This is a genomic window from Enterobacter sp. KB-280D8 (assembly GCF_041399405.1).
In the GTDB taxonomy this organism is placed as follows: Bacteria; Pseudomonadota; Gammaproteobacteria; order Enterobacterales; family Enterobacteriaceae; genus Enterobacter; species Enterobacter cloacae_N.
In genome coordinates, this window is sequence record NZ_JBGKEC010000009.1 from 64,332 (window position 1) to 82,025 (window position 17,694).

At 57.5% G+C, this 17,694-nt stretch carries 15 protein-coding genes; 6 read left to right on the plus strand and 9 right to left on the minus strand.

Going from position 1 to position 17,694, the window contains the following annotated elements:
* Nucleotides 1–17: 17 nt before the first annotated feature.
* Nucleotides 18–863: an MIP/aquaporin family protein gene (locus AB8818_RS19335; protein WP_116343775.1), complete on the minus strand. Its 846-nt coding sequence runs from the start codon at nucleotides 861–863 to the stop codon at nucleotides 18–20.
* A 398-nt stretch (nucleotides 864–1,261) separates the two neighbouring features.
* On the opposite strand from AB8818_RS19335, the gene zapB reads away from it, so the two are divergent.
* Complete coding sequence (zapB, locus tag AB8818_RS19340; protein WP_010436935.1) at nucleotides 1,262–1,501, plus strand: septal ring assembly protein ZapB; 240 nt, start codon at nucleotides 1,262–1,264, stop codon at nucleotides 1,499–1,501.
* 81 nt (nucleotides 1,502–1,582) lie between these two features.
* Here zapB and rraA read toward each other — a convergent pair whose 3' ends face one another.
* The 7 genes from rraA to priA all read right to left on the minus strand — a co-directional run bounded on the left by rraA (nucleotide 1,583) and on the right by priA (nucleotide 9,539).
* Entirely contained in the window at nucleotides 1,583–2,068 is a 486-nt protein-coding gene (rraA, locus tag AB8818_RS19345; RefSeq protein WP_014885702.1) for a ribonuclease E activity regulator RraA, read from the minus strand.
* Nucleotides 2,069–2,160: 92 nt separating this feature from the next.
* Nucleotides 2,161–3,087, minus strand: a complete 927-nt coding sequence (menA, locus tag AB8818_RS19350; protein WP_162875001.1) for a 1,4-dihydroxy-2-naphthoate polyprenyltransferase — start codon at nucleotides 3,085–3,087, stop codon at nucleotides 2,161–2,163.
* Between the two features lie 62 nt (nucleotides 3,088–3,149).
* A complete protein-coding gene (gene hslU, locus AB8818_RS19355; RefSeq protein ID WP_116343777.1) occupies nucleotides 3,150–4,484 on the minus strand; it encodes an HslU--HslV peptidase ATPase subunit in 1,335 nt (444 codons plus the stop codon).
* Between the two features lie 9 nt (nucleotides 4,485–4,493).
* Nucleotides 4,494–5,024: an ATP-dependent protease subunit HslV gene (gene hslV / locus AB8818_RS19360; protein ID WP_008501802.1), complete on the minus strand. Its 531-nt coding sequence runs from the start codon at nucleotides 5,022–5,024 to the stop codon at nucleotides 4,494–4,496.
* Between the two features lie 94 nt (nucleotides 5,025–5,118).
* Nucleotides 5,119–6,105, minus strand: coding sequence for a cell division protein FtsN (ftsN, locus tag AB8818_RS19365; RefSeq protein WP_192984578.1), 987 nt, complete (start codon nucleotides 6,103–6,105; stop codon nucleotides 5,119–5,121).
* 93 nt (nucleotides 6,106–6,198) lie between these two features.
* A complete protein-coding gene (gene cytR / locus AB8818_RS19370; RefSeq protein WP_080330329.1) occupies nucleotides 6,199–7,224 on the minus strand; it encodes a DNA-binding transcriptional regulator CytR in 1,026 nt (341 codons plus the stop codon).
* A 119-nt stretch (nucleotides 7,225–7,343) separates the two neighbouring features.
* Nucleotides 7,344–9,539 (minus strand): primosomal protein N', encoded by a 2,196-nt coding sequence (gene priA / locus AB8818_RS19375; RefSeq protein WP_192984575.1) that lies wholly within the window; start codon nucleotides 9,537–9,539, stop codon nucleotides 7,344–7,346.
* A gap of 200 nt (nucleotides 9,540–9,739) precedes the next feature.
* Between priA and rpmE the strand changes: the two genes are divergently transcribed.
* Nucleotides 9,740–9,952: a 50S ribosomal protein L31 gene (rpmE, locus tag AB8818_RS19380; protein WP_003862040.1), complete on the plus strand. Its 213-nt coding sequence runs from the start codon at nucleotides 9,740–9,742 to the stop codon at nucleotides 9,950–9,952.
* A gap of 48 nt (nucleotides 9,953–10,000) precedes the next feature.
* Here the strand turns inward: rpmE and metJ are convergent, their stop codons facing one another.
* Nucleotides 10,001–10,318 (minus strand): met regulon transcriptional regulator MetJ, encoded by a 318-nt coding sequence (gene metJ, locus AB8818_RS19385; RefSeq protein ID WP_003862042.1) that lies wholly within the window; start codon nucleotides 10,316–10,318, stop codon nucleotides 10,001–10,003.
* 275 nt (nucleotides 10,319–10,593) lie between these two features.
* On the opposite strand from metJ, the gene metB reads away from it, so the two are divergent.
* From metB to katG, 4 genes are all read left to right on the plus strand, one after another.
* The gene (metB, locus tag AB8818_RS19390) at nucleotides 10,594–11,754 is read left to right on the plus strand and encodes a cystathionine gamma-synthase (protein ID WP_045909121.1); all 1,161 of its coding nucleotides are present in this window, start codon (nucleotides 10,594–10,596) and stop codon (nucleotides 11,752–11,754) included.
* Between the two features lie 2 nt (nucleotides 11,755–11,756).
* Nucleotides 11,757–14,189, plus strand: a complete 2,433-nt coding sequence (locus AB8818_RS19395; RefSeq protein ID WP_116343780.1) for a bifunctional aspartate kinase/homoserine dehydrogenase II — start codon at nucleotides 11,757–11,759, stop codon at nucleotides 14,187–14,189.
* 214 nt (nucleotides 14,190–14,403) lie between these two features.
* On the plus strand, nucleotides 14,404–15,291 hold the full coding sequence (gene metF, locus AB8818_RS19400; protein ID WP_008501796.1) for a methylenetetrahydrofolate reductase: 888 nt from the start codon (nucleotides 14,404–14,406) through the stop codon (nucleotides 15,289–15,291).
* A gap of 147 nt (nucleotides 15,292–15,438) precedes the next feature.
* A complete protein-coding gene (gene katG / locus AB8818_RS19405; protein WP_116344049.1) occupies nucleotides 15,439–17,619 on the plus strand; it encodes a catalase/peroxidase HPI in 2,181 nt (726 codons plus the stop codon).
* The last annotated feature ends 75 nt before the right edge of the window (nucleotides 17,620–17,694 follow it).

Below are 17,694 nucleotides of genomic sequence, written 5' to 3' on the forward strand. Positions count from 1 at the left end.
TGTGTCCCGTAGTCAGATTACAGCGAAGCTTTTTGTTGTGCGGTAGAAGTCGTTTCCTTCTCCTCGTCCACACAGGTGTCGCACGGTAAATGGCGACCAATTAATTTGCGGTAGCTAAATGCGCCCAGCGCAGCCCCAACAACCGGCGCAAACAGCGGCACCAGGAAGTAAGGGATATCTTTACCACCCGTGAATGCCACCTCACCCCAGCCTGCGATAAAGGCGAACGCTTTTGGTCCGATATCACGCGCCGGATTCATCGCGAAGCCGGTCAGCGGGCCCATGGATGCGCCAATCACCGCAATCAGAAGACCAATCAGCAGGGGTGCCAGCGGGCCGCGCGGAATGCCGTTTCCATCGTCGGTCAGCGCCAGGATAACGCCCATCAGAATAGCGGTAATCACCATTTCAACTGCGAACGCCTGCACAAAATTGATGTGCGGGTTAGGGTAGGTTGAGAAGATGCCTGCCAGATCCAGACTTTCGACGCTGCCGCGTACCATATGATGCGTCTGTTCGAAGTCGATGAAAAGATTGTAATAAAGCCCGTAAACTAACGCCGCTGCGCAAAACGCGCCGGCAAATTGAGAAATAATGAAAGGAACAACTTTGCGTCCGTCGAAGCACGCGAACAGCCACAGTGCGATAGTCACCGCCGGGTTAAGATGTGCACCAGAAACCCCTGCAGTCAGGTAGATGGCCATCGCCACGCCCAGACCCCAGATGATACTGATTTCCCACTGACCAAAACTGGCACCCGCCACTTTCAGTGCAGCGACACAGCCCACTCCGAAGAATATCAACAACCCGGTACCAAGGAACTCGGCAATGCACTGGCCTTTTAAGGTTGATGTCTGACTCATAATCGGAATCCTGAAGAAATTGATGTTTATTGTTAGCGTGGTCGCCCGTGACAGCCACGATGCCCTGTAGACATAGTGTTAATTTATCGTTAACGAGCAAAAACGAGAAATATCGAAATCAAAATGTGTGGTCTGCGTCAATAAAATGAGCGTTTTCGCGCCATAAAGCGCGTTTTTGCATCAGTCGCGCACGGTGGGCTGAATCATTTCTTTAACGAATGGGTTAACAACTTAGAGGTATATGCCGCGAACGCACCAGGACGAGGCCGAAAAGTGTTGCAAACCGCGATCTGCGTGGCATGCCGCTGGACAGGGGCGACTGCGCTCCATACAATCGGAACATATGTTGTGCGCGTTTACGTTAAAGCGTCGCCTTGCAATTCAGGAGAGGTAGGATCATGTCTTTAGAAGTGTTTGAGAAACTGGAATCGAAAGTACAGCAGGCGATTGACACCATCACGCTGCTGCAGATGGAAATTGAAGAACTGAAAGAGAAGAACAACAGCCTGGCGCAGGAAGTTCAGAACGCTCAGCACGGCCGTGAAGAACTGGAGCGCGAAAACAACCAGCTGCGCGAACAGCAGAACGGCTGGCAGGATCGCCTGCAGGCGCTGCTGGGACGTATGGAAGAAGTTTAATTCCCATTGGGATGAACTGAACAGGCCGGGTAAGGCGAAGCCGCCACCCGGCTTTTTTTATGGTTCACGCTGACTCTTTTATTACTCAATATCCAGCGGATCTTCGGAAAGGATAATGCCGGTATTATCGGCGTAGAGATGGTCCCCGGAGAAGAAGGTCACGCCGCCAAAGTTAACGCGAACGTCGCTTTCGCCGATGCCGTCACCCGCAGCGCCTACCGGAATGGCCGCGATGGCCTGAATTCCGATATCCAGGTCTTCGAGATCGTCCACCTGACGCACGGAGCCGTACACCACGATGCCTTCCCACTCGTTCTGGACGGCAATTCCGGCCAGTTCGGCATCAATCAGTGCGCGACGCACGGATCCGCCGCCGTCGACCACCAGAACGCGACCACGGCCGTTCTGTTCGAGCAGATCGTACAGCAACCCGTTGTCCTCGAAACATTTCACCGTGACGATTTGACCGCCAAACGACGACCGCCCACCAAAGTTGGAGAACAGCGGTTCAACGACGTTGACATCTTCCTGGTAGATGTCACAAAGCTCGGAGGTATCGTATTTCATAGGTTTAACGCTCAGTTGCTGCGAATGTGTTCAGTATATCGTGCGAAATGCGTTGTTGGCAAAATCATCAATTGTTAATTGATATTTGTCAGCTAACGGAGCGTCTGGCTTAACACAATCCCAATGACGAACAACAGGTTAGTCAGCAGCGCGCCTTTTACCGTACGTTCCAGCATCGGCGGCATAGCGGACGGGCTGAGTTCACGCATCACAAAGCGGGCCTGCTTAACCAGCAGCGGCGCGGCAAGCACAAACAGCCAGCCCCACAGACTGTGCAGGGAAATCAGGTTAAACAGCGCCAGGCAAACCAAAGCGCCGATGAGCAGGCAGGCATGATAGCGGCGCGCATTCACCGGCCCCAGACGCACCGCCAGTGTGTTCTTGCCGTTCTCACGGTCGCTGTCGATATCGCGCAGGTTATTGATGTTCAGCACTGCCGTCGCCAGCAGGCCGCAGGCGGTCGCGGGAAGGAACAGAGCAGGGATCACCGTATGCGCCTGTAAGTACCAGCTCCCCATCACGCTCAGCCAGCCGAAGAACACCAGCACGGAGATATCCCCGAGGCCAATATAGCCGTAAGGGCGCGTGCCGACGGTGTAGGTGATGGCCGCGATAATGGCGAGCAGACCCAGCACCAGGAAGCCAATGAAATCGCTGGTGGTTTTCGAGGCGACCGTCACCAGCGCCAGGCCGGATAGGCAAATCAGTACCACGGTGATAATCAGCGCGCGCTTCATCTGTGCCTGGGTAATGACCCCTTTCTGCATCCCGCGCAGCGGCCCGATACGGTCCGGCTTATCGCTGCCCTTCACCGCATCACCATAGTCGTTAGCGAGGTTGGAGAGGATTTGCAGCAGGCCGGCGGTAATCAATGCCAGCGCGGCGACCAGCGGATCAAAATAACCTTGCCACCAGGCAAGCGCCGTACCGACGATAATCGCGGCAAAGGCCAGAGGAAGCGTTTTAGGGCGCAGGCTTTCGAGCCACGCCTGAGTACGGCTGATATCAGTCATAGTAATTTAGCCAATAAAAATGGGGGCCTTAGCCCCCATTAACAGTGATGAGAATGCAGTAACCGCGATTATAGGATAAAACGGCTCAGATCTTCATCTGCCACTAACGCATCCAGATGTTTGCTCACATATTCTGCGTCAATGGTAATGGTTTGACCGTTGAGGTCGCTCGCATCATACGAGATATCTTCCACCAGGCGTTCCAGCACGGTGTGCAGACGACGCGCACCGATGTTCTCGGTGGTTTCGTTGACCTGCCATGCGGCCTGGGCGATACGCTTGATACCGTCCTCGGTGAACTCAAGGTTCACGCCTTCCGTCGCCATCAGCGCTTTGTACTGTACGGTAGCAGAGGCGTTTGGCTCGGTTAGGATGCGCTCGAAATCTTCAGTGGTCAGCGCCTGCAGCTCAACGCGGATAGGCAGACGACCCTGCAGTTCCGGGATTAGATCCGACGGGCTGGCCACCTGGAACGCACCGGAAGCGATAAACAGGATGTGGTCCGTTTTCACCATGCCGTGCTTGGTGGAGACGGTGCAGCCTTCAACCAGCGGCAGCAGGTCGCGCTGTACGCCTTCGCGGGACACGTCCGGGCCGGAACTGTTGCCGCCGCGCTTACAAATTTTGTCGATTTCGTCGATGAACACGATGCCGTGCTGCTCAACCGCGTCAATAGCGTCCTGCTTCAGCTCTTCCGGGTTCACCAGCTTCGCCGCTTCTTCTTCAATCAGCAGCTTCATCGCATCTTTGATTTTCAGCTTACGCGCTTTCTGCTTCTGGCCGCCCAGGTTCTGGAACATGGACTGCAGCTGGCTGGTCATCTCTTCCATGCCCGGAGGCGCCATGATTTCCACGCCCATCGGCGCGGCCGCGAGATCGATCTCAATCTCTTTGTCGTCCAGCTGGCCTTCACGCAGTTTTTTGCGGAACGCCTGACGCGCGGCTGAAGGCTCAGACTGCTGTTCAGCCTGGCCCCAGTTGTTTTTCGCCGGTGGGATCAGCACGTCGAGAATGCGCTCTTCGGCCATCTCTTCCGCGCGATAGCGGTTTTTTTCAATCGCCTGGACGCGCACCATTTTGATCGCCGAGTCGGTCAGATCGCGGATGATGGAGTCCACTTCTTTACCCACATAGCCCACTTCGGTGAACTTGGTGGCTTCAACTTTGATGAACGGCGCGTTCGCCAGCTTCGCCAGACGACGGGCGATTTCGGTTTTCCCGACGCCGGTCGGGCCGATCATCAGAATGTTTTTCGGCGTGACTTCGTGACGCAGCTCTTCATCAAGCTGCATACGACGCCAGCGGTTACGCAGCGCGATGGCCACGGAGCGCTTGGCGTTATCCTGGCCGATAATGTGTTTGTTCAGTTCGCTGACAATTTCGCGTGGGGTCATTTCAGACATGGGAGATCCTTACGCTTTGGAGGTCAATTCTTCGATGGTGTGGTTGTGGTTGGTATAGATGCAGATATCACCTGCAATATCCAACGCCTTCACCGCGATATCACGCGCGTTCATGTCGGTATTTTCCAACAGCGCGCGGGCTGCAGCCTGGGCATAAGGGCCGCCAGAGCCGATGGCAATCAGGTCGTTTTCCGGCTGAATCACGTCACCGTTACCGGTAATGATAAGCGAAGCGGTTTCATCCGCGACCGCCAGCAGCGCTTCGAGCTTGCGCAGCATACGGTCGGTACGCCAGTCTTTCGCCAGCTCAACGGCGGCTTTCACCAGATGACCCTGGTGCATTTCCAGTTTGCGTTCAAACAGTTCAAACAGCGTGAAGGCATCCGCCGTGCCGCCTGCAAAACCGGCGATCACTTTGTCGTTGTAGAGACGACGCACTTTCTTCACGTTGCCTTTCATGACGGTATTACCCAGCGTGGCCTGGCCATCACCGGCGATTACCACATGGCCGTTACGGCGTACACTTACTATTGTTGTCACGAGCAGACCCCCTGGTTACAAATTCGGGAAACAGAAGCCCTGAGCCTGTGCTCAGGGCTGAATTAAATGATAGATGGGGGAGATTTTGGGGGTTTCAACCCCCGGAGGCGAGTCGAATGCAGTTTGTATGACCGGCCACTTTCAGGCGCGAAATGGTGCCATCGGCATTTTCTTTGCCTTTGACCGGGCCAATCACCACGCGATTCCAGCCGTTGTTGGTGGTAATGCGTGAATCAAATCCTTCAAACGCCAGCTGAGCACGCACCGTTTCTGCCTGCTCGGCGCCTTTAAACGAACCGCACTGCACCATCCAGCGGCGCTCGTCTTTTTTCTCTGCCGTCTGCTTCGGCGCTTCGGTCTCTTTGGTCACCGGCGCGGCCTGCTGCGTTTTCGGCTGCTGCGCGGTGGTATGCGCTGGCGTCTGGAGCAGATCCTGATACGGCTGAGCCGCTTGTTTTTGCGGCTGCGCTTTTGGCTGTTGAACAGGCTGAGACTGCACCGTACGCGCCTGCTGCTGCGGTTGCTGGTAAGGCTGCGCTTTCGGCTGCTGCACCGGCTGGGTTTGCGTCCACTGCTGCTGTTGCTGCTGCTGAATTTGTGCCTGGCGCTGACGCTGCAGCTGCAGCGTTTGCTGACGCTGTGCTGGCGTCTGTTCATTCCACGGCACTTCGTTCAACTGCGTTGGTTGCTGGCGCATATCGGCCTGCATTTGTGCCAGCAGCTGGCGCTGCTCGTCCGTCAGCTGGTCGGCATTTTTCACTTCGCCACCGGCTGAAGGCTCGGTAGGCGCACGCACGCCAGGCTGACGGCTTTCCAGCTCTTTAATATAGCGCCAGCGCTCTTCAGGTTTCGGCGGCAGACCATTTCCCGCCACTTTGTTACCCTGAAGCGCCTCGGACTCTTCTTTTTTATGGTGCGTAATGAAGTACAGGCCGCCAATAAAAGCCACCAGTACCGCCGCAGCAATAGCGACCATTGCTGGCGAGACCGCAGGCAGATTACGCTGCTTGCTTTTTGAACTACTCTTTTTGCGTCGCGAAGGTGCCGGCTGGCCGCGACGTACATAATCTCGTTGTGCCACTATCGTTTCGCTGTATTTATTCGTTCGTCAGCCCGCCATGTTACTTAAGCGGCGGGGCTTTGACCAGATAAGGGTGTCCGAAAGGCGTTTACTTTAAGTCAATGCCTGGGTAGAGCCGCGAACAATCAGCTCGCAGTCCAGTAACCGTGAGCCGCTGCTAACTGTTTGACCCTGCAGCTGATCCAGCAGAAGCAGCATCGCTTCACGGCCAATCTGATAGCGCGGTTGTGACACGGTGGAGAGCGGCGGATCGCAAAACTCTGAAAGCGAAATGTTATCGAAACCGATAATCGACAGATCTTTCGGCACGCGTAAGCCACGGCGTTTGGCGTGGGACAGCGCCCCCAGCGCCATCACGTCGCTGTGGCAGAACACCGCTGTCGGCGGTTCTGGCAGCGCCAGCAGTTTCTCCAGCGCCTGTCCGCCCGCTTCGAAAGTAAAATCACCGCGCGCAATGTAGTGCGGATCGACAATCGCACCGGTACGGCGCAGCGCCTGAACATAGCCCTGCAGGCGATAGTGGCAGAGCGGCATCTCTTCCGGCCCGGCAATGCAGCCAATCCGCTTATGCCCCAGCTCCTGAAGATAGTTCACCGCGTTGAACGCGGCCGTCAGGTTATCGATATGAACCGTCGGCAGCTCCAGCTCGGGGGCAAACTCGTTGGCCATCACCATCGGTGGTAAATTGCGCTGTTCTTCGATGCTGGCATCAAACGGCAGGCGTGAGCCAAGCAGCAGCATGCCGTCAATCTGCTTGGTAATAATGAGGTCGATAAAGGTTTTTTCCTGCTGGTTCTGATGGGCGCAGTCGCCAATCAGCACCAGATAGCCCTGCTCCGCAGCCGTCACTTCGATGCCGCGAATGATCTCGCTAAAGAAGGGATCGCAGATGTCCGGCACTATCACCAGGATGGTCCGCGATTCATTGCGCTTGACGTTCCGCCCCATGGCCTGAGGGAAGTAACCCACTTCCAGCGCCGCCTGTTCAACCTTGTTACGGGTCGCCTGGGAGACTTTATCCGGGTTCATTAATGCGCGGGACACGGTTGCCGTTGAGACTTGTGCTTTCTCGGCAACGTCTTTCATGGTCGCCGTGGCAACCTCTTTCCTGGACTTCAATGTCTTCTCCTCGCCTGAACACCGAACTGCGGACACCACCATTTTTACAGATAGTTAATGGAATCGGTTACAGAATTTTCATAAAAAGTGTGAGGCTCGTTAAATTTTTCGATCCGTCTTCAGCCTTCGATGGGATCGACGTCCAGTACCCACTTCACTTTTCGCGCTTCCGGCAGGGTGTTGATGAGCGCCAGCGTGCCGCTGACGATGTGCTGCAGGCGAATACGCGAGGGGTGCTGGAGTAAAATTTGCCAGCGAAAACGTCCGCCGCGCTTCGGCGCCAGCGCCGGCACCGGGCCCAGGATCCACAGCTGGTTATCCACCAGCGGGCTGGCCTGCAGGAGATTCCTCAGCTGTTGCAGGAAAAGCGGGGCCTGCTGGTTGTTATGATCTTCCGCGCGGATGATGACGTGGCTGGTCCACGGCGGCAGCTGCATGGTCTGGCGCTCGGCCAGCGCCTGCTCGGCGAAGGCGTCATAGCCTTTATGCAGCAGGGTTTGCAGCAGCGGGTGCTCAGGGTGGTGCGTTTGCAGTACCACCTCGCCCTGCTTGCCAGCACGTCCCGCACGCCCTGCCACCTGGGTATAAAGCTGGGCGAAGCGCTCGGCGGAGCGGAAATCGGCCGAGAACAGCGCGCCGTCCACGTCCAGCAGGGCGACCAGCGTCACGTCCGGGAAGTGGTGCCCTTTGGCCAGCATCTGAGTACCAATCAGGATGCGCGCGCCGCCGCGATGCACTTCTGCCAGCTGCTGTTCCAGCGCTCCTTTGCGGCTGGTGGTGTCCCGGTCGATTCGGGAAATAGGCACGTCCGGGAAGAAGGGGCCAAGCGCCTGTTCAAGTTGTTCCGTGCCCAGACCGACCGGCACGATATGCGTTGATCCGCACGACGGGCACTGGCGCGGCACCGGGCGCTGGCTGTCGCAGTGGTGGCAGCGCAGGTGACGCTGGGCCTGATGGAAGGTGTAGTAGTGGTCACAGCGCGGGCATTCTGCAATCCAGCCGCAGTCGTGGCACAGCAGGGCGGGGGCGAATCCGCGACGGTTCAGGAACAGGATCACCTGGTTCCCCGCCTGCAAATGCTGGCGCATGCGGGAAATCAATGCGGGCGCTAACCCTGCCTGCACCTGCTGGCCTTTGAGATCCAGCACGTGCTGAATGGCCGGACGGGCGTTCCCCGCGCGACGCGTCAGGCGCAGCATGTGATATTTACGCTGGCGCACGTTGTGCAGCGTTTCGAGCGCCGGCGTGGCGGAGCCGAGAATAATGGGAATTTGCTCGCTGTGCGCGCGGTAGACCGCCAGATCGCGGGCATGGTAGCGCCAGCCTTCCTGCTGTTTATAGGAGCTGTCGTGCTCTTCATCGATCACGATAACGCCAAGGTTTTTAAACGGCGTAAACAGCGACGAGCGGGTGCCGATCACTATCGCCGCTTCGCCGTTTTTCGCTTTCAGCCAGGCGCTAAGGCGCTCGCTGTCGTTAAGCCCCGAGTGCAGCACCTCAACCGGCGCGTTAAAGCGCTCGCGGAATCGGGCGATTGTCTGCGGCGTCAGGCCGATTTCCGGCACCATCACCAGCGCCTGTTTACCCTGCGCGAGCACGTTTTCCAGTACGCTCAGGTAGACTTCCGTTTTGCCGGAGCCCGTCACGCCCGCCAGCAGCCAGGCGGAAAAATGGTCCGAGGCACTGTGAATGGCGCCTACCGCGGTGGCCTGCTCGGTATTCAGACGCAGGCGATCGCCTGAGACGGAGAAGCCGTCGCGCCAGTCGTGAAGGGCAGGCGCTTCGCTGGCCAGCTCGCTCAGCCCTTTCTTTCTTAATGCCTGTAGCGCGGTTTCGCTAACCTCAAGCTCGTTGACCTGATGCCGCCAGATTTTCCCCTGACGCAGCGCCGCTAGCGCCTGCTGCTGTTTCTGCGAGCGCTTGAGGCTGTTAATGTCCACAGCCTGCCCCTGTTCGGTGGCAAACCAGTACCACATCGGGGCGTGGCTGGCACTCTTGCCCTGGCGCAGCAGAATAGGCAGGGCGTGGAAGAGGACGTCGCCAATCGGATGGTGATAATAATCCGCCGCCCACAGCAGCAGTCGCCAGGTGCTGGTGGAGAAAACCGGCTCGAGGTCCAGCACCTCAACGACCGACTTCAGTTCATTGAGGGGCAATTCGCTTTTATCGCTGACGGAGACGACGATCCCCACGCGCTGCTGTTTGCCAAACGGCACGGTCACGCGACAGCCCGCTTTGGCACTCATGCTGTCGGGCAGCAGGTAGTCAAAGGTGCGGGGAAGCGGAACGGGCAGGGCAACGTGAGCGACGGGCATCGAATCTTCCTGACTTGAAAAGTGGCGCGTTAGTATACACATTAGTAAAAGCGGCGTGCGGATCAGTTTGCATACGTTGGTTAAATTCTGTATGATTCGCCGCCTTTGGTGTACTTTACGCCAAAGAACTTACATTCAACATCGCGTGGTGTCTGGCGTTAGGGCTGGAAGAGCGACGCGGCCTTAACTGAGGTTCTCCCATGAAAAAAGATATTCACCCGAAATACGAAATGATTACTGCAAACTGCTCTTGCGGTAACTCTATCCAGATCCGCTCTACCGTGGGTCACGATCTGAACCTGGACGTGTGCGGCAAATGCCACCCGTTCTACACTGGTAAGCAGCGTGATGTTGCAACCGGTGGCCGTGTTGACCGCTTCAACAAGCGTTTCAGCATCCCGGGCGCTAAATAAGTTTCCCGAAAAAAAGGCACCGCAAGGTGCCTTTTTTGTATCCGCTTCTCAGTATTCCCACGTCTCCGGGTCAATACCCAGTTCACGCATGATCACCTTCGCCTCTTCCGGGATTTCGTCGCTACGCTCTTTGCGCAGATCGTCATCGTTCGGCAACGGTTGGCCGGTAAACGCATGCAGGAACGCTTCGCACAGCAGTTCGCTGTTGGTCGCGTGGCGCAGGTTATTCACCTGACGACGCGTACGTTCATCGGTGAGGATCTTCAACACCTTCAGAGGAATGGAAACCGTAATTTTCTTTACTTGCTCACTCTTCTTACCGTGCTCAGCGTATGGGCTGATATATTCGCCGCTCCATTCAGCCATGAGATACCTTTAATCCTCTCAGTCATTAATCTAAAGGTGCAAACCGGTCACTGCCCGTTTTGAACCGTAATCTTGCGTAGTTTACCGTAGAGACGATACCGTGGCACGGATATTGCCGCTGCAGCGTGCACTAAAGCATATAATTTTAACGGCTATTTGCGCATTGCTCAATCTATACGCAAAGAAGTTTAGATGTCCAGATGTATTGACGTCCATACTTTCAATGTTTACTCTGGTGCCTGACTTTTCACCTCATTCGCCAGGAAGCCCTCACCATGACGCGTAAACAGGCCACTATCGCAGTGCGTAGCGGATTAAATGATGACGAGCAGTACGGCTGCGTTGTCCCGCCCATTCATCTTTCCAGTACCTACAATTTCACCGGATTTAATGAACCCCGCGCGCATGATTATTCGCGTCGTGGCAATCCTACGCGTGATGTGACCCAGCGTGCGCTGGCCGAGCTGGAAGGTGGCGCAGGGGCAGTATTAACCAATACCGGGATGTCCGCCATTCACCTGGTGACGACAGTTTTCCTGAAACCGGGCGATCTGCTGGTTGCGCCGCACGACTGCTACGGCGGGAGCTATCGCCTGTTTGATAGCCTGGCAAAGCGCGGCTGCTACCGCGTGCTGTTTGTCGATCAAAACGACGAACAGGCGCTGAAACAGGCGCTGGCAGAGAAACCAAAGCTGGTTCTGGTGGAAAGTCCAAGCAACCCATTGTTGCGCGTTGTCGACATTGCGAAAATTTGTCAGCTCGCAAGGGATGCGGGAGCGATAAGTGTAGTGGATAATACCTTCCTCAGTCCGGCGCTTCAGAACCCGTTAGCACTGGGTGCGGATCTGGTATTGCATTCATGTACTAAATATCTGAACGGCCATTCTGACGTGGTGGCGGGCGTGGTGATTGCCAAAGATCCCGACGTTGTCACGGAACTGGCATGGTGGGCCAATAACATTGGCGTCACCGCGGGCGCGTTCGACAGCTACCTGCTGTTGCGCGGCATCCGCACGCTGTCGCCGCGCATGGACGTGGCGCAGCGTAATGCCCAGGCGATTGTCGATTTCCTGAAAACCCAGCCGCTGGTGAAGAAGCTTTATCACCCGTCGCTGCCGGAAAACCAGGGACACGAGATTGCCGCGCGCCAGCAAAAGGGATTTGGCGCGATGTTAAGTTTTGAACTGGACGGTGACGAGCAAACGCTGCGTCGCTTCCTGAGCGGGCTGTCATTGTTTACGCTGGCGGAATCCTTAGGTGGGGTTGAAAGCTTGATCTCCCACGCCGCGACCATGACGCACGCAGGTATGGCACCCGAAGCACGTGCCGCCGCCGGGATTTCCGAGACGCTGCTGCGTATCTCAACCGGCATTGAAGATTCTGAAGATTTAATTGCCGATCTGGAAAATGGCTTCCGGATCGCAGCCAAGGGGTAATCATGAGTGTGATAGCGCAGGCAGGGGCGAAGGGTCGTCAGCTGCACAAGTTTGGTGGTAGTAGTCTTGCTGATGTGAAATGTTACCTGCGCGTCGCAGGGATCATGACCGAATATTCACAGCCGGGTGACATGATGGTTGTCTCAGCGGCGGGCAGCACCACCAACCAGTTGATTAGCTGGCTGAAACTGAGCCAGACCGATCGCCTTTCTGCGCATCAGGTGCAACAGTCCTTACGTCGTTACCAGAGCGAGCTGATTGCCGGCCTGCTGCCTGCGGACGTGGCGGACGGGCTGATCAGCGCTTTCACGCATGACCTTGAGCGTCTGGCAGCCCTGCTGGACAGCGGGATTACCGACGCGGTGTATGCCGAAGTGGTGGGCCACGGTGAAGTGTGGTCCGCGCGTCTGATGGCCGCCGTGCTGCAACATCTGGGCGTGGAAGCGGCCTGGCTCGACGCGCGTGATTTCCTGCGCGCGGAACGCGCCGCGCAGCCGCAGGTGGATGAAGGGTTGTCCTACCCGCTGCTACAGCAGCTGCTGGTGCAGCATCCGGGCAAACGTATTGTCGTCACCGGCTTTATCAGCCGCAGCAATGCTGGCGAAACCGTGCTGCTGGGCCGTAACGGCTCGGACTACTCGGCAACGCAGATTGGTGCCCTGGCGGGCGTGTCCCGCGTCACCATCTGGAGCGACGTGGCCGGTGTTTACAGCGCGGACCCGCGTAAGGTGAAAGATGCCTGTCTGCTGCCGCTGCTGCGTCTCGACGAAGCCAGCGAGCTGGCACGGCTGGCTGCGCCGGTACTGCACGCGCGCACGCTGCAGCCGGTTTCCGGCAGCGATATCGACCTGCAGCTGCGCTGTAGCTATACGCCGGACCAGGGTTCCACGCGCATTGAGCGCGTGCTGGCGTCCGGCACGGGCGCGCGTATTGTCACCAGCCACGACGACATCTGCCTGATTGAGTTCCAGGTCCCTGCCGGTCAGGATTTCAAACTGGCACATAAAGATATCGACACGATCCTGAAACGCGCCCAGGTGCGTCCGCTGGCCGTTGGCGTTCACAATGACCGTCAGCTGCTGCAGTTCTGCTATACCGCCGAAGTGGCGGACAGCGCGCTGAAAATTCTGGATGAAGCGGGCCTGCCGGGCGAGCTTCGCCTGCGTCAGGGGTTGGCGCTGGTGGCGATGGTGGGCGCGGGCGTCACCCGTAACCCGCTGCACTGCCACCGCTTCTGGCAGCAGCTGAAAGGCCAGCCGGTGGAGTTCACCTGGCAGTCGGAAGAGGGCATCAGCCTGGTCGCGGTCCTGCGGAAAGGGCCAACCGAGAGCCTGATTCAGGGCCTGCACACCTCCCTGTTCCGCGCGGAAAAACGCATTGGGCTGGTACTGTTTGGGAAAGGCAACATCGGCTCCCGCTGGCTGGAGCTGTTTGCCCGCGAGCAGGTCACGCTCTCGGCGCGTACCGGATTTGAATTTATTCTTGCGGGCGTGGTGGACAGCCGCCGCAGCCTGCTGAACTACGAAGGGCTGGACGCCAGCCGCGCGCTTGCCTTCTTTAACGATGAAGCCGTAGAGCAGGATGAAGAAGCGCTGTTCCTGTGGATGCGCGCGCACCCGTATGACGATCTGGTGGTGCTGGACGTTACCGCCAGCGAACAGCTTGCCGATCAGTATCTGGATTTCGCCAGCCACGGTTTCCACGTCATCAGCGCCAACAAGCTGGCGGGGGCAAGCAGCACCGATAAATACCGCCAGATCCACGACGCGTTCGAAAAAACGGGCCGCCACTGGCTCTATAACGCCACTGTTGGCGCGGGCCTGCCGGTTAACCACACCGTGCGCGACCTGATTGAAAGCGGCGACAGCATTCTGGCGCTGAGCGGGATCTTCTCCGGCACGCTCTCCTGGCTATTCCTGCAGTTTGACGGCACTGTACCATTCACCGACCTGGTGGATCAGGCCTGGCAGCAGGGCTTAACCGAGCCCGATCCGCGCGTTGATCTCTCCGGTAAAGACGTGATGCGCAAGCTGGTGATCCTGGCGCGCGAAGCCGGTTATGACATCGAGCCGGATTCTGTACGCGTCGAGTCGCTGGTCCCTGCGGGCTGCGAGGAAGGGTCCGTTGACCATTTCTTCGAGAACGGTGACGAGCTGAATGACCAGATGGTGCAGCGTCTGGAAGCGGCAAACGAGATGGGGCTGGTGTTGCGCTACGTGGCGCGTTTCGAGGCGAACGGTAAGGCGCGCGTGGGTGTCGAAGCGGTACGTCCTGACCATCCGCTGGCGGCGCTACTGCCGTGCGATAACGTCTTCGCCATTGAAAGCCGCTGGTACCGTGATAACCCGCTGGTGATCCGCGGTCCGGGCGCGGGGCGCGACGTCACCGCCGGGGCGATCCAGTCCGACATTAACCGTCTGGCTAAGCTGCTGTAACCCCTCACCCTAACCCTCTCCCCAAAGGGGAGAGGGGACTGCTTTTCCATCTCATCATGAACTTCTCTCATCTTCCCTGAGCAAACCTCACCGTTATTGTTGATTATTTATGTTGACGTCCCTCCGCTTTTCCGTCATTTTTACATCTGGACGTCTAAACGTATAGAAGTTCACAACACAACAGACAACGACACGCGAAAGATAGAGGTAAGGTATGAGCTTTTTTCACGCCAACCAGCGGGAAGCACTGAATCAGAGCCTGGCCGAAGTAAACGGCCAGATTAACGTCTCTTTTGAATTTTTCCCGCCGCGCACCAGTGAAATGGAGCAAACCCTGTGGAGCTCTATCGATCGCCTGAGCAGCCTGAAGCCAAAGTTTGTCTCCGTGACATACGGTGCGAATTCCGGCGAGCGTGACCGTACGCACAGCATAATTAAAGGCATTAAGGACAGAACCGGTCTGGAAGCGGCACCGCACCTGACCTGTATCGACGCCACTCGCGATGAACTGCGCGCCATTGCCCAGGACTACTGGAACAACGGTATTCGCCATATCGTTGCCCTGCGCGGCGATCTCCCTCCCGGCAGCGGCAAGCCAGAGATGTATGCGGCCGACCTGGTCGGGCTGCTGAAAGAGGTGGCCGACTTCGATATCTCCGTGGCCGCCTACCCTGAAGTTCATCCGGAAGCGAAAAGCGCCCAGGCGGATCTGCTTAACCTGAAGCGTAAGGTGGAGGCCGGTGCCAACCGCGCCATCACCCAGTTCTTCTTTGACGTGGAAAGCTATCTGCGCTTCCGCGACCGCTGCGTCTCGGCTGGTATCGACGTCGAAATCATTCCTGGCATTTTGCCGGTCTCGAACTTCAAACAGGCGAAGAAATTCGCCGATATGACCAACGTGCGCATTCCGCTGTGGATGTCCAAAATGTACGAAGGGCTGGACGATGACCCGGAAACCCGCAAGCTGGTGGGGGCCAACATCGCGATGGACATGGTGAAGATTTTAAGTCGCGAAGGGGTGAAAGATTTCCACTTCTACACGCTGAACCGTGCGGAGATGAGCTACGCCATTTGTCACACGCTCGGCGTTCGTCCGGCATAATCAGTAAAAAGCCCTCATGAAATAGAGGGCTTTTTAGTCAGGTAGAAAGTTAAAAGGTATTAACTATCGAATCTGTGGATTAATTCAACTATATCTTATTGCTAGTGGTGTATATCGTAACGGTAACACTGTAAAGGGAGCATAGCGATGAGCACGTCAGACGAGACCAATAACGCGGCATCCGCCGGCAAATGTCCGTTCCATCAGGGCGGCGTCGATCACAGCGCGGGCGCAGGTACCGGCAGTAAAGAGTGGTGGCCTAAACAACTCCGCATCGATCTTCTAAATCAACATTCCAACCGTTCTAACCCTCTGGGTGAAGACTTCGACTACCGCAAAGAATTCAGCAAGCTCGACTATTCCGCCCTCAAGGGCGATCTCAAAGCCCTGTTAACCGACTCTCAACCCTGGTGGCCTGCCGACTGGGGCAGCTATGCTGGCCTGTTTATTCGCATGGCCTGGCACGGTGCCGGTACCTATCGCTCCGTTGACGGACGCGGCGGTGCCGGACGCGGTCAGCAGCGCTTTGCGCCACTGAACTCCTGGCCTGATAACGTCAGCCTGGATAAAGCGCGCCGCCTGCTGTGGCCAATCAAGCAAAAATACGGACAAAAAATCTCCTGGGCCGACCTGTTTATCCTCGCGGGTAACGTGGCGCTGGAGAACTCCGGCTTCCGCACCTTTGGTTTTGGCGCCGGTCGTGAAGACGTCTGGGAACCGGATCTGGACGTGAACTGGGGCGATGAAAAAGCCTGGCTGACCCACCGTGACCCGGAAGCGCTGGCGAAGCGTCCTCTGGGTGCCACTGAAATGGGCCTGATTTACGTGAACCCGGAAGGGCCAAACGCCAGCGGTGAACCGCTGTCGGCGGCTGCGGCAATTCGCGCAACCTTCGGCAACATGGGGATGAACGACGAAGAGACCGTCGCGCTGATTGCAGGCGGCCATACGCTCGGTAAAACCCACGGCGCGGGTGAAGCCACGCACGTTGGTACCGACCCGGAAGCCTCGCCGATTGAAGCGCAGGGCTTAGGCTGGGCAAGCACGCACGGCACCGGTATTGGCGCTGATGCTATCACCTCCGGGCTGGAAGTCATCTGGTCACAAACTCCGACCCAGTGGAGCAACTACTTCTTCGAGAACCTGTTCAAATACGAATGGGTGCAGACCCGTAGCCCGGCAGGCGCGATTCAGTTTGAAGCCGTGGATGCGCCGGAAATCATGCCCGATCCGTTCGACCCGTCGAAGAAACGTAAACCTACCATGCTGGTCACCGACTTGACGCTGCGTTTTGACCCGGAATTCGAGAAAATTTCCCGTCGCTTCCTGAACGATCCGCAGGCCTTTAACGAAGCCTTCGCGCGTGCGTGGTTCAAACTGACCCACCGCGATATGGGGCCAAAAGCACGGTACATCGGTCCGGAAGTGCCGAAAGAAGATCTGATTTGGCAGGATCCGCTGCCGCAGGCGGTGTTCAATCCGTCGAAAGAGGACATTGAAAGCCTGAAGGCGGAAATCGCGGCCTCCGGCCTCTCCGTGAGCGAACTGGTTTCCGTTGCCTGGGCGTCTGCATCGACCTTCCGCGGCGGCGACAAGCGCGGCGGTGCCAACGGCGCGCGTCTGGCGCTGGCTCCTCAGCGCGACTGGGATGTGAACGCCGCGGCGGTTCGCGCGTTGCCGGCTCTGGAAGCTATCCAGCGCACCACCAATAAAGCCTCGCTGGCCGATATTATCGTGCTGGCGGGCGTCGTGGGCGTTGAGCAGGCGGCGAAAGCGGCGGGCGTTTATGTCAACGTACCGTTCACCCCGGGTCGCGTGGATGCCCGTCAGGACCAGACGGATATCGAGATGTTCAACCTGCTCGAGCCGGTTGCCGACGGCTTCCGCAACTACCGTGCGCAGGTGGATGTGTCCACGACGGAGTCACTGCTGATTGATAAGGCCCAGCAGCTGACCCTGACCGCGCCTGAACTGACGGTGCTGATCGGCGGCCTGCGCGTGCTGGGTACAAACTTCGATGGCAGCAAGAATGGCGTATTCACCAACCGCGAAGGCGTGCTGAGCAACGATTTCTTCGTGAACCTGCTGGACATGAACACTCAGTGGAAGGCGACCGACGAATCCAATGAACTGTTTGCCGGAAGCGATCGCGCCAGCGGTGAAGTGAAATATACCGCGACCCGCGCCGACCTGGTCTTTGGCTCGAACGCTGTCCTGCGCGCGCTGGCAGAGGTTTACGCCAGCAGCGATGCGCACGAGAAGTTCGTCCGTGACTTCGTTGCCGCTTGGGCGAAGGTGATGGATTTGGATCGTTTTGATCTGCGGTAAATAAATATCCCCGCCACGGCGGGGATATTTTTGCCAATAATACAGGCCGGGTAAGGCGCAGCCGCCGCCCGGCTT